The following is a 12849-nucleotide window of genomic DNA, read 5'->3' on the forward strand; positions in this document are numbered from 1 at the left end:
CCCCCTCGCCTTGCCAGCACTCGGGACGCCGAGCCCTTTGCCAAACGCCCGATTTAAGAAACTGATTCAACTCGCCGGAGAGGCGGAAGTGGCCCAATCTGCGTCAGATAAGTGATATTTGTTCCATATTACCGATATTGATAGGGCGCGAGGGCGTCAGAGATCGGCGCGTGGGTCTCTTTCGATGTCGGCCGACATGGGCATATAGAAGAGATCCGAGGCCCAGGGGGGCAGCAGCCGAGAGAGGCGGATGCCCAGCGCCAGCGGCCAGGGAAACGCACGGAATGGCAAGCCCCACTCCGCCGCACGCTTGATGATCCGCGCTGCCTTCGCCGCAGATATCTCGAAGGGCTTGGCGCCCATGTGGCGGGCCGACATGGGCGAAGTCACAAAGCCCGGACAGATGACGGTCACCCCCACCTTGAAGGGCCTGAGCCAACCGCGCAGGGATTCGCCATAGGCGATGACCGCGGCCTTGGTGGCGGAATAGGAGGGCATGTCCGGCAGGCCGCGCATGCCCGCAAGCGAGGACATCATCACGATCCGCCCCTTGCGCCGGGCACGCATGCGTTCCACCAGACCGGAGACCGTATGCACCACCCCCTTGTAGTTCACATCGGCCAACCATTCTGCATCCGCATCGCTCTCCCGGCTGCGATCCGGGCCGAGCCCGCAGGTAACACCGGAGTTGGCGATCAGCAGATCAACCGGATGGGCATCGTCATGGGCAGCGAGAAAAGCATGAAGCGCCTCACGGTCACGCACATCGATGCCCGCTATGGCGACCGATGCCCCCGCGCTGCGACAGACTTCCGCAAGCGGCTTCAACCGGCTTTCATCACGCGCAATCAGCGCCAGAGATACGCCCGGCGCGGCAAAAGCCTTGGCCAATTCCGTGCCGATGCCTCCGCTCGCGCCGGTTATGACGATGCTGCGATATGAGGCCATGAGATTGGGTCCATTTCTGTTCAATGTTTTCCTCGGATGGCCCGCATGTCCGCCGATCGGTTGGCAGATTGGTCCAACGCGCCTTGAGGAAATGATTCAACGATTGGGGAAACTGATTCCGAAAATCCACGTAAGGTCCTGTCCTACCGTACTTTTCCGAATCTCTTAAGAAACTGATTCACTCTCCCGCCACGGACTTATAGCGGCGCGCCGAGTGTGCGGGCGCGCTCCAGACGCGGCGGCGGATCGACGCGGCCCGCCGGTTCATTGAGCCTGTTTTCCAGAATGCGGACACTCATGGCCTCAACCGCGGCACCGAGCCCATCGTAACTGTGGATGGAGCCACGCGCCTGTACGGTGCCCGCCAGCGCCGTCATGAAGGCATCGACCAATGTGGCGTCGGGCACTTGGGGACCGTTCCAGAAATCGTCGAGCGGCTGGCTATCCGTCATCCCTTCAATATCGAAGATCGCGGGACACAGCGTCTTGACCGGAAGCCCTGCGCGCAAGGCTTCGAGGCCCGCGGAACTGTTCACGGTCACCATTCCGGCCGCGCCTTCCATCAGGCTATCCAGTCTTCCCCCGTCCACATAATCCACGCGCCAGCCAAGTCCCACTTCGCGCGCCATCTGCATGACGACACTCGGCCATTGCTCAAGGCCCGCATCGAGCGGATGGGATTTGACGACGAGCCGGGCCTTCTTCGGCGCATGGGTCGCAAACGAGGCAAAGATCATGCTCAGCGCCTTGGACATGCCCCCATACGGCGAATGATCACGAAGCTGAAAATCGCCTTCGAGCTGCATCGGCACCACGAACCATGGCCCTGCCCCGGTCGGACAGGCACCTGCCTTGAGCGTTGCGGCAAGGGCCGCGGCGGCCTCATCGCGCTTGCGTGCGCGCAGCAACCGGAGGCCAGCAGCCACATATTCCACCACCGGATTGTAGACCGTGTGTCGCCGGTAGTGGGGATAGAGGAACCATAGCGCAACATTGGCAAGGTTATAGGCGACATCCGGCGCGGCGACGAGCCAGAAGCTGTTGTGGAATTTCGGCGTGAAGTCGATCGGATCAAGCGATGCCGCAATCTCGCGGATCGTGTCCGGGTCATCCGGAAAATGCGAGCCGGTGGATGTCCCGTCCAGTTCGATGGTCATCCAGTCGGGACGGAGATAGCCAAGCTCGGTGGCGATCACCCGGATCCCTCGGGCGCGCGCCATCTGCCCCGCAATACGATGATAAAAGCGCCGGTCGCCATGAAGGATCACGTCGCTGACGCCCTCACGCACCATCAGATCGTCGATGTAGCGTTCCCAGGCCTGCGGTCGTCCCCGGTAATCATACGCGCCGCGCCGATGCCAGTAGAGACTGTCTCCGATACACAGATTGACGCGCAGCACCCGGTGTCCGGCGGCGGCGAGCGTATCGCCGATGCGCGAGAACAGGGGCGATAGCGGCCCTTGCAGAAACAAGAAGGTGCGGATTTCTTCCGCCAAGTCGTCAGCCCCATCCACTCTTGCGCCAGCATCGCACACACGAAGCAAACGGCACTATCGTACACCGCTCTGCCCTGCGCTAGGGGCTGACCTCTTCATGTGCCACCGCAAGCCCGCCTTGCGGCAACTGACGTCCGAAACAGTCGGCCGGTTGAAGTCCCCTTCGCAAGGCATCGGCCAACCGCGGCGGTGTTGGAACGTAGGCGCCGGGCTGATTGACCGTCCCGCGTGCAATGCGATCCGCTGCGGCCTTCGCTCCCGCCTGCTTGCCTTCGCGAGAATAGAAATTTCCGCGCACCTGGATCGTGTTCGCCATCACCGTGATCAAATCCTGAACAAGCTCCGGGTCCGGCTTTTCCGCCTTGGTCCAGAAAGCATCGAGCGGCCCCTGAAAGGTCAGGCCCGGCATGTCATAGACCGCGAAACCGAGTGTCTTGATCGGACACCCGGCCTTCATCGCATGAATTCCGACAGTGGAGTTGATCAGCACCGTGCCGCGGGCATGGAGAAGCTGCTCGCGCAGGTCGCCCGCCCGCACGAAGCGGACGCGGTCGCTCACGCCATAGCGCCGGGCCAGCCGGGCGATCCGCGACTTCCAGTGCGTCATGGCGTTGTCGAGCGGGTGCTGCTTGAAGAACAGAACCGTGTCCTTGGGAGCGCGGGTCGCAAACGAACGGATCACCAGCTTGACGGCTTCGGCCTGTCGCTTGAAAGGCGAGTTGGCGCGAAGCTGGTAGTCGGCGTCGATCTGGAGCGGAAAGAAATAGAACGGTTGCCCGGCATCCACCAGATCCTTGAGCACCGCGTGCGAGTGCTTCCTGTTGCGCCTGGTGGAGAAGATGCGCGGGAGATGACTGATATACTCAACAACCGGGTTGTAGAGCCGGTCGGCGCAATAGAACGGATAGGGCCCCCGCCCGAAATAGGCGAAGAGGTTGTAGACCACCTCGCAGAAGGCTTCCTTGGCATGGGGATAGGTGTAGAGGGCGCCCGGCTGCGGCGGCGTCATGTTGCGCGCAAGGGCGCGGATCTCGTCGGGATCGTTTGGGAAATGCGAATAGGCGGACATGCCGTCGCGCTCCAGCGTGATCCAGTCCGGCCTCAGATAACCGAATTCCAGAGCCGTGACGGCTACGCCGGCCTCACGTCCCACCTCCCCCGCGATCACATGATACGGCAATCGGTCGGCGTAGTAGACGATGTCTGTCACGCCGTGAATGGCGATGAACTTGGTGAGGTAGGAGCGCCAGTCGCGCAGACGCCCACGATAATTTACGGCACCACGCCGCCACCAGAACAGCCAATCCCCAAGATTGAGGTTTATTCGAAGAACCGAATGCCCTTGTTGCTCAAGCTCTCCCGCCAAGTCGCGCAGGAAAAACGAGGGCGGCCCCTGAAGCAGCAGCACTGTTCGTGGCTTCGTTTCTCTGACGTCCATCAATCCGCAGTCTTCTTTAAATCCCGGAGCGATTACCCCGGCCCGGACGCAAACGCCCCTTTTGCGCCCCAGTGTATCAGACCCTTAAAAAACGCCTGCCATGATGCTCGGCCAACGGCTCGGGCCACATGGCAGGGGAACACTGTCCATCAGATCATTTGTCCAGATCATCCGCGATGAGCTGCGAGGACCTCGCTGCAGCCAGGGCAGGCTGGATGATACGCAGGAACTTGCCCAACTCGGCGGTCGGATGGTTCGCGACATAGATCATGTCCTTGTCGCGCATGTGGAAATAACGCGCCACAAACCAAGCCTTGGCATCCCGCAGGTTCAGGCGGTAGATCACCGGAACCGGGAAATCGCTCAGCTTGTGCTGATCCTTCGGCGACAAGCGCGCCACCACTTCAGGTTCTTCAAAACGGAACAGGAAGACGGCGCTTGCATCCGCCGACAGATCATTGAGGCCGCCGACAAGCGCCAGCGCTTCGGCCATGGTCACCGTCTCGGTCGGGAAATGCTTGAGCGTCGTCTGCTTGACGGCGCCGAATGCGGTGAAACTGCGCGGCTTGGTCGTCAACAGGATATTGTCGCCCTTCACGAGGCGGACATTGTTGCGCGGCTGGTCGATCAGATCTGCCAGAAGCGTGCTGGCCTTGCGATCGCCGCGCTTGAGGGTAACCTCTGTCTCGTAGGCCTTGCCCCGTGCGCCGCCGGCTTCGGCGACAAGATCAAGCAGCCGCGTACCGGCCACGGAAATCGGATATTTGCCGGCCTTGTTCACATCCCCGACGACCACGGCGCTGTTGGTCTGATTGCCGGTGACAATGATCTGGACCTGCGGCTTCACCGCCTTGCCCACAAGTGCCTGCTCGACTGTTTCGCGCACGGCCTCAACGGAAAGCCCCGCGGCGCGTATGCGACCGGCGTAAGGCACGAAGATACGCCCGGTATCATCCACGCTGGTCTGCACGGTGGTCTTCTTGCCGTAGGACGTCGAGAAAATGCCCTTTTCGTCGGCTTCCCAGATATTGACGGACAGGACATCGCCCACGCCAATGCGCTGGCGCGGCTCTGTGCCCTTGATCCCGAAATAGTCCGCAAAACGGGTCGGCGTGAAGCGCCCCGCGATCTCGGCAACTTCCGGCGTTAGCTTGAAATTGAAGTAATCCTGGGAGTTGAGGCCGCCCTCTATGTCGCTCGCGCTCAACTCAGAGCTGGAGGGACCGCTGCCCGGCAGGGCCGCACAGCCCGCCAGCAAAGCTGCCACAAAGATCGCACTGACAGATTTCATCGCACTCAAGACTACTCGCCCCTTTATCAGCCCGAATCTCATAGCAGTTGTCGCAGCTTAATGACATGAAGGAAGCAGTGCCGGGGGGCCTACGTCAAATTCTGTTGCTGTCCGGCAACAGAATTTGAACGTTCAACACGCCGTCCATCACAACCAGAGAGGCAACACGTCCTTCAGGAGCTGCGCGACATTCAGCGGATGCGCTCACCGTGAGGGCGCGCAACCTTGATCCAAAGACCGCGTCCACCGTTAAACTTCGATTAAATCTGCAACAATCAAGACTCTTCGCTTCAAAGCCACCACGATGGACGCAAGCGGGTTCCGGCTCCTTGCAACCAGTCGCACTATCCCGAATCCACACATTGCTGGAACTTACTATCACGCCATGTGATCGCGAACACTTGCGACAATAAGACCGGATATCGCCCAGAAAAGGAACGCCGCCGCGAGCACCGTGATGGTCCAGCGCAGGCCCTGCGGATAGGATGCGAGATCCGGCAGCCTCGGCTGCACGAAAACCGCCAGATAGCGATTCTGACTGACCGCTTCCAGCCGTGCCTTTTCCAGGGACGCGAGTGAGGAGACATAAGCCCGTTCCGCAAATTCGCGTTCAGTCTCGAGCTCTTCGTACTGCGACAACTGCTGATTCAGGGTGCCTTCGCCTTTGCCATCGGTCTGGTTCGTCTGGTAACGAACGGCATTGATCTGCTTGGCGACGGCCTGGATCTGCGACTCGATCGATGTCAGCCGAGGCGAATTCGGGCTCATGGACACAACCGCGGATCGCTCGGTTTCCAGCATCGCCCGCTGACCTTCCAGCTCCGCAATGATCTTTTCGCGGGCCTTCGCGGTTTCAACCGGGTTTAACCGGCGCTCTTCGCCTCGAAACCGAGCGACAGCCCGCCTGGACAGTCGCAACCGGTTTTCCGCGCGCGCGACTTCGCTTTCGGCTTCCGAGACCGCATCTTCACGCGCCCGTCTGGACAGGTCGTTCACGAGAGCTTCGCTGAATCCGATCACTTTCTGGGCAACGACAACGGAATCTTTGGGACGAAATGCGCGCACGGTCAGCGTGATGATGCCGGAATACTTGTCGAACTCCGTGGTCACCATCGTGCGCCAGTACTCCACGAGATCCTCGATCGGCGCTTCGCGATCAACAGAGGCGAAGAAATCCGCCTCCGGTCGCGCATAGAGATGCCGCAGGTTCAGATCTTCATCGATCTTTCCGACCAGATCGCGCGAACCGATGAAGTTCTCGACGATATAGCTGTCGGACGTACTTGGAGCGGATCCCGTTATGCCGCTGAGCAGCGTCAGCCCATCCATGGATCCGCCGCCGGTTTCCTTCGAGCGAACGGCAAATTGGGCTTCGACCGCGTACTGATCGGAGGCTATGAACGCGAAATAGAGCCCGGTCACGAGCGTCGGCAGCAGCACCAACAGCACGAACGATATCTTGCCGATGCCGAAAGACCTGGCTTGAGCGATCAGAGAATGACGCGCCGAGTGCGCGGCGCGCGCGCGCGCATGATCCGGATAGCCGCCATGGCCGGGCTGCGCGATCGGCTTGCCGGCGCCGCGCCCTTCGGGCAAACGCACCACGGTGGGTTCTGGCGCCTCGCTCACAAGCCTCGCTCCGCCTTGCTGCATCTGAACGCCGCCGGCCGCACCTGCCTGCGCCCCCGGCTCACGTCGTGAATCCGGTGTCTTGGGACTATCTTGCATTACGCAAGCTCTCGATAGATTTCAGTCGCCTCGTCAATCGAATCATAGAAGCTGAGTTTCCCATTCTTCAAAATTGCTGCCATGTCGCAAAAACTCTTAACTGTTGCCGCCTGGTGAGAAACCATTATCACGTCTGCATTGTTCAGGCGCTGATCAAAGGCGTCTTTGCATTTTTGGCGAAAACGCGCATCGCCGACGGCCGTCAATTCATCGATGAGGTAACAATCGAACTGAATCGCCATACTCAGCCCGAAATTTACTTTCGCCCGCATGCCGGACGACAGCGTCCGCACCGGCATGTCGAAATAGGAGCCGATATCAGCGAATTCGCGCACCGTCTCCTCCACCATCCGCGGGTCGCTATTGTAGATTCGGGCAATGAAGCGTGAGTTTTCCATTGCGCTCAGGGCCGGATGAACCCCGGCACCCAGGCCGAGAGGCCATGAAATGCGGGTCTTGCGCCTCACCGTGCCGGAGGTTGGCGCTTCTGAACCGGCGATGAGCCGCATAAGGGTGGATTTGCCCGCGCCGTTCTTTCCCAGGATCGCGATATTTCGGCCACGGGGGAAATCGATTGAGATGCTGTCGAGCACACAATGATCGCCGGTCTTGACGCGGTAGTACTTCGACACATTGTCGAAATGCAGATGATGGCTCGCGACCTCCGACGCGGCAGTCGCACCTCTGCGATTATCGATCAGAGTGCTCGTGACACGACGCAGAATCGACCTGCCCATGTTGCGGCGCAATCCGGTCCCGTCTTGCGCTTCCCCGCTCCGGCTCAATTGGCCTATTCTCACTTAACCCCTCCGCCGACTTCGAGCATCATCCTGCATCTCCACGAGATCGCTTTCGCCACTTGCCAGATTCTGCCTGCCGCCGGAATGCACGAGAAACGTGCCCTCCTTGCCCTCAGATATCGAGGACACCCTGTTCATCTTGACTGCCTGTTTGAATTCTCCAGGCTTTTTTCCGTGCCGTGTACGCTGCATCCGTCCCGTTGAAGCCCTGTCCATCCCAGAACCGGCCTCACATGCAACCAACATCGAAGCGCTACAGAGATAACACTTTCGACACTTTATCGTAACAAAGCACGAGAGCTTTGGGACATTTTATCACAACCGGCACTTCAAAAGAACGCCCGGCAAAGACCGGACCCTTTGCTTTTAGCCAAAACGTGCAAGTTCCACCGGCTGAACGAGCCTGCCGATACGCCGGGGAAAATGACATAACAGCTCATAAATTCAAAATGTGATTTTCGAAATGGAAACGCTCGGGTGACCGAGTCTCCCGAGCGCTTCTCTGCAGGTCCTTTCCAAAGCCGCACAAAACCGACTGCGGCTCAGCTCAGTTCATATCCACAGAACCGCAAGCGTGATGGCCGGAAATGCCGTCAGAATCGCCACGCGGATCAAGTCCGACAGAACGAAGAAGATGACGCCCTTATAGGTCTGGGTCAGAGGCACGTCCGGAGCCATGGAGTTGATAATGAAGAGGTTCATCCCCACGGGCGGCGTTATCAACCCCACCTCCACGACGATCAGCACCAACACGCCGAACCAGATCGCGGTTTCTTCCGGCGACAGGCCGAAATCCAGCGTCATGACGATCGGAAAAAAGATGGGCACCGTGAGCAGAATCATCGACACGGAATCCATCACGCAGCCGAAGACAAGATAGGTCAGCAGGATACCGACAAGCACCAGCCAGGGGCTGTAGCCCGCATTGCCGACCCATTCCGCCATGGTCTGCGGCATCTGGGTGAAGGCGAGGAAGGAATTGAAGACCCCCGCTCCGAAGACGATAAAGAAGATCATGCCGGATGAAACGGCGGTCGCCAGAATACACTCGCCCAGAGACTTCCAGCCGAGCCGCCCACGGAAGAAGGCGACGAGGCCGGTCCCCGCGGTGCCAACGGCTGCGCCTTCGGTCGGCGTGAACCATCCCAGATAGATGCCGCCCACAACCAGAAGGAAGATCAGCACGACCGGCCAGACTTCCAGCATCGCCTCGATACGTTCGCGCCCTGTTGCCTTTTCGGCGGGCTTTGCAGCATCCGGGTCGAAGCGCATGAAGAGCGCGATGGTGATCACATAGCCGATGGCGGCAAGAATGCCGGGCACGAAGGCGGCTGCGAAGAGCTTTGCGATGTTCTGCTCTGCAAGGATCGCGTAAATCACCAGGACGAAAGATGGCGGGATCAGGATGCCCAGTGTGCCCCCCGCCGCAAGACAGGCGGTAGAAAGCGCCCCGTTATAGCCGTAACGGCGCATTTCCGGCAGGGCGACCTGCGCCATCGTGGCGGCGGTGGCGAGCGATGAGCCGCAGATCGCACCAAAGCCCGCACAACCGGCGACGGAGGCCATGGCGATGCCACCGCGCCGATGGCCGACCATGGCGGCAGCGGCACGGAAAAGCCCGCGCGACATGCCACTTCGGGTCGCGAACTGCCCCATCAGCAGGAAAAGTGGGACAATCGACAGCGAATAGCTGGAAAAGGTCTCGTAGGTGAGCGACTTCATCTGCGCCAGGATCGGGATCCAACTGTCGGTAACGATGACCGTTCCGCCGATCCCCACCACCAGCATAGCAAGGCCGATCGGAATGCGCAGAAAGATAAGCGCCAGCAGCACGACGAAGCTGAGGCCGGCGAGTTCCATATTGCCCATCAGGCGCGCTCCCCATCACCCAACATTTCATTGAGGCTGCGCCAGACGGTGAAGGCGGAGGCCAGAACGAAGACCCAGGCGCCGACGAGCGCCACCGCATAGCCCCACCAGACGGGCATCTGAAGAATGAAGGTCGTTTCCGAATAGGAGCGCTTGTCGATCAGCCCCTCGCCGAGCTTGACGGCGATCAGTAACGCACAAGCGGTCAGAATGACGTTGCCGACCAGAGACAGCCCGGCAAGCCCACGCGGGCCAAGCGGCTGGACAAAGATGTCCACCGTCACATGGCCGCGCCGCATCTGACACCATGGCAGGAAGGCAAAGATCGCGAAGGCGCATCCGGCCTCAACGAGCTCGAAATCCCCTTGAATGGGACCGAAAAACGGCACGTAACCCGACAATTCGCGCCCGATCACGCTCAGGCAGGTCACCGTTGTCAACGCAACAAGCGCCAGACCGCCGCCGATCGCGAGCCAACGCGTGATGAATTCAATAACGCGGCCGACGCGCTGCTCCAGCTGCGGCGCCAACCCCTTGGCCGGTTTGACCATTTCTCTCCCCCACTGCGAGGACGCCGGCTTTTGTGGACCCTTTGCGCGAAAGACCGTTCCTTGCGCGCCGTGTCAGTTTCACCGGACTTCCCGAATGCAGCGCGTCGGACACGTCTCCTCACGCACCAAACGACTGCGTATTCATATCTTGATTTCGGCCCGCTCCGGATCCGAATGAACCGGGCGACTTGCCTTCAGGGCGCTCTCCGGGGCGGCCGCAAAACCGCGACCGCCCCGGCTTGTTTCGGGTGTCTTTGAGATCAGAACTCGTAGACGGGTTTCTCATCGTCCACATAGGTGCCGATTGCCGCCTTGGCGTCCTCGACCAGCTTGGCGCCGTCAATTCCCTTGGCGTTCATCTCCGCGATCCATGCCGCCTCGATGTCCTTGGCAGCATCTTTCCAACGCTGCGTCTCCGCCTCATCAAGAATGGTCTGCTTGTCGCCCAACTTCTCAAGCGCCGGGGGACCGGCCATGTCGCCCTTGTCCATGGCAAGACCGGCAAGACGCGAGGCTTCGCGGCCGGAATTGTTATCGATGATTTTCTTCAGGTCGTCCGGCAGGCCTTCGTACCGGCTCTTGTTCATCGCAAAGACCATGAAGGCGGTGTACAGGCCACGAGAGCCAGAGAAGCCGGTGTGGTGGTGGACCAGCTCCGGAATGCGCAGCGGAACGGAAACCTCCCACGGTACGACCGCGCCATCGATGACGTGCTTGGACAGCGCCTCCGGAACGGCCGGAACCGGCATCCCGACCGGGATGGCACCGAGTTTTTCAAGCAGCATGTTGGCCATGCGCGTGGGACCGCGCAGCTTCAGGCCCTTCATGTCCTCAAGCTTCTCAACCGGCTTGTTCGCGTGAACCAGGCCGGGACCATGAACAAAGGCCGCGATAACGTTCACATCCTTGAACTCGTCGCGAAGGTTCTTGTCGTAATAGTCCCATGCGGCCTCGGAGGTCGCAGCCCCCTTGCCGGCGATAAAGGGAAGCTCAAAGGCCTCCGACTTCGGGAAACGGCCGGGCGTATATCCGGTCAGGGTCCAGACGATATCCACGACACCGTCGCGGGCCTGATCGTAGAGCGAGGGCGGCTTGCCGCCGAGCTGCATGGTGGGGAAAATCTGGACTTTGATGCGCCCACCGGATTCCTTTTCCACCTTCTCCGCCCACGGACCGATGAAGTATTTCGGAACTGGCGACTGCGGCGAAAGGAAGTGATGAACCTTGAGCGTCACGTCCTGCGCCTGTGCGGAAGCGGCGAGAGCGAACGCACCGACCGCAATGCAGCCCGCGATCGCGATTTTTCTGAACATGTTTTTCCTCCAGCTTCTCCACCGGGCTTGTCACCCGGGGCGGATCTCTCCCGCAACCGGCCTCATTACACCAACCGGCTGTTCTGAAGCGCATTGTCGGCAAAATCGGTGCTTTTGCCAGTATAAATTCGATAATTGAATTCTTTGTTCGCAGTGCAAACCAGATATTGTTTTTATTGAGTTTTTATATTTAAAAACTAGCCACCTATAGCCTGCGCTTATCACTTGAGGTGCAAGGTCCAAATTGACCTGAGCCAGAGCCGGGATTATTGCGAAAACCACCATCAGGTCAACACGTTAGATCGCCCCTCAAACGACGATCAGCACCTCGACATGGTGCGGATATCCCCGCGCGCCCATCCCCTCGCCTGTTCCACAGCGCCTCGACGCAGTCCCGCCAATTTCCGACGAGACTGCTCGACAGGTTGAGGCAGATGCAGTCTCGAAGCGAGAGGCGATCACGCGCCGGGGCTGTGATGCTCGTGCCAATGGCGAGCAATATCGATGCGTCGCGCGATCCAGACCTTGTGGTGGCCTTTCACATAATCGATGAAGCGGGCAAGCGCCGCGGCGCGACCGGGACGGCCGACAAGCCGGCAATGAAGCCCGATATTGAGCATCTTCGCCTGCCCCTCAATGCCCTCGGCATAGAGGGTGTCGAAACTGTCCTTCAGGTAGGAGAAGAACTGGTCGCCACAATTGAATCCCTGCGGGGTTGCAAAGCGCATGTCATTGGTATCGAGCGTGTAGGGCACAATGAGCTGCGGGCGATTGGGTCCAGCGATCCAATAAGGAAGATCGTCCGCATAGGCGTCGGAGAGATAGACGAAGCCTCCCTCCTCCATGGCCAGCGGAATGGTGTTTTCAGAGCTTCGGCCCTGATAGAAGCCGAGCGGACGTTCGCCGGTAACTTCCGTGTGGAGGCGGATCGCTTCTGCGATGCTGGCGCGTTCCTCCTCGATGGGCATGTCCTTAAACTCTACCCACTTGAGCCCGTGGGAGGCGATTTCCCAGTCGGCCTCCTTCATGGCGGCCACGGCTTCCGGATTGCGCTGGAGTGCGGTGGCGACGCCATAAACGGTGACCGGCACATTGCGCTGCGTGAACATGCGCCACAGCCGCCAGAACCCGGCACGCGAGCCGTATTCGTATATTGATTCCATGTTCATGTGGCGCTGACCAGGCCATGGCTGGGCACCGACGATTTCCGACAGGAAGGCCTCGGAGGCTGCGTCACCATGTAGGATGTTGTTCTCGCCGCCTTCCTCGCAGTTGATCACGAATTGCACGGCGATCCGCGCGCCATCGGGCCAGCGCGGATCGGGTGTGTGGCGCCCGTATCCAATCATGTCACGCGGATATTCGGTCATTTCAGTCTCACTCCGGAAAGGAAAATCAGGTCGGCTGGAGATGCG

General features: G+C 60.0%; 10 protein-coding genes. All 10 read right to left on the reverse strand.

Features of this window, described 5'->3' with window-relative positions:
- Nucleotides 1-156: 156 nt before the first annotated feature.
- Nucleotides 157-948 carry an SDR family NAD(P)-dependent oxidoreductase gene (locus tag ABGM93_RS06930; protein ID WP_321504688.1) on the reverse strand — a complete coding sequence of 264 codons (792 nt, stop codon included), beginning with the start codon at nt 946-948 and terminating at the stop codon, nt 157-159.
- A gap of 197 nt (nt 949-1145) precedes the next feature.
- Complete coding sequence (locus ABGM93_RS06935) at nt 1146-2444, reverse strand: capsular biosynthesis protein (RefSeq protein WP_321504692.1); 1299 nt, start codon at nt 2442-2444, stop codon at nt 1146-1148.
- A gap of 79 nt (nt 2445-2523) precedes the next feature.
- Nucleotides 2524-3882 carry a capsular biosynthesis protein gene (locus ABGM93_RS06940; RefSeq protein ID WP_321504695.1) on the reverse strand — a complete coding sequence of 453 codons (1359 nt, stop codon included), beginning with the start codon at nt 3880-3882 and terminating at the stop codon, nt 2524-2526.
- Nucleotides 3883-4036: 154 nt separating this feature from the next.
- Nucleotides 4037-5215 (reverse strand): polysaccharide biosynthesis/export family protein, encoded by a 1179-nt coding sequence (locus ABGM93_RS06945; protein ID WP_321504697.1) that lies wholly within the window; start codon nt 5213-5215, stop codon nt 4037-4039.
- Between the two features lie 336 nt (nt 5216-5551).
- Nucleotides 5552-6802 (reverse strand): RkpR, polysaccharide export protein, encoded by a 1251-nt coding sequence (locus ABGM93_RS06950; RefSeq protein ID WP_321504700.1) that lies wholly within the window; start codon nt 6800-6802, stop codon nt 5552-5554.
- Nucleotides 6803-6900: 98 nt separating this feature from the next.
- On the reverse strand, nt 6901-7650 hold the full coding sequence (locus ABGM93_RS06955; RefSeq protein WP_321504701.1) for an ABC transporter ATP-binding protein: 750 nt from the start codon (nt 7648-7650) through the stop codon (nt 6901-6903).
- A 603-nt stretch (nt 7651-8253) separates the two neighbouring features.
- The gene (locus ABGM93_RS06960; RefSeq protein WP_321504707.1) at nt 8254-9570 is read right to left on the reverse strand and encodes a TRAP transporter large permease; all 1317 of its coding nucleotides are present in this window, start codon (nt 9568-9570) and stop codon (nt 8254-8256) included.
- On the reverse strand, nt 9570-10121 hold the full coding sequence (locus tag ABGM93_RS06965; protein WP_321504709.1) for a TRAP transporter small permease: 552 nt from the start codon (nt 10119-10121) through the stop codon (nt 9570-9572). The genes ABGM93_RS06960 and ABGM93_RS06965 overlap by 1 nt, the downstream gene beginning before the upstream one ends.
- A gap of 260 nt (nt 10122-10381) precedes the next feature.
- Entirely contained in the window at nt 10382-11434 is a 1053-nt protein-coding gene (locus ABGM93_RS06970; protein ID WP_321504711.1) for a TRAP transporter substrate-binding protein, read from the reverse strand.
- 458 nt (nt 11435-11892) lie between these two features.
- Nucleotides 11893-12804, reverse strand: a complete 912-nt coding sequence (gene puuE, locus ABGM93_RS06975) for an allantoinase PuuE (protein WP_321504713.1) — start codon at nt 12802-12804, stop codon at nt 11893-11895.
- Between the last annotated feature and the right edge of the window lie 45 nt (nt 12805-12849).

Source organism: Breoghania sp. (assembly GCF_963674635.1).
GTDB lineage: Bacteria > Pseudomonadota > Alphaproteobacteria > Rhizobiales > Stappiaceae > Breoghania.

Coding starts and splice junctions, on each gene's coding strand:
- ABGM93_RS06945 (WP_321504697.1), bottom strand. CDS start 5,215: ATGAGATTCGGGCTGATAAAGGGGCGAGTAGTCTTGAGTGCGATGAAA.
- ABGM93_RS06965 (WP_321504709.1), bottom strand. CDS start 10,121: ATGGTCAAACCGGCCAAGGGGTTGGCGCCGCAGCTGGAGCAGCGCGTC.
- ABGM93_RS06940 (WP_321504695.1), bottom strand. CDS start 3,882: ATGGACGTCAGAGAAACGAAGCCACGAACAGTGCTGCTGCTTCAGGGG.
- ABGM93_RS06960 (WP_321504707.1), bottom strand. CDS start 9,570: ATGGGCAATATGGAACTCGCCGGCCTCAGCTTCGTCGTGCTGCTGGCG.
- ABGM93_RS06930 (WP_321504688.1), bottom strand. CDS start 948: ATGGCCTCATATCGCAGCATCGTCATAACCGGCGCGAGCGGAGGCATC.
- puuE (WP_321504713.1), bottom strand. CDS start 12,804: ATGACCGAATATCCGCGTGACATGATTGGATACGGGCGCCACACACCC.
- ABGM93_RS06970 (WP_321504711.1), bottom strand. CDS start 11,434: ATGTTCAGAAAAATCGCGATCGCGGGCTGCATTGCGGTCGGTGCGTTC.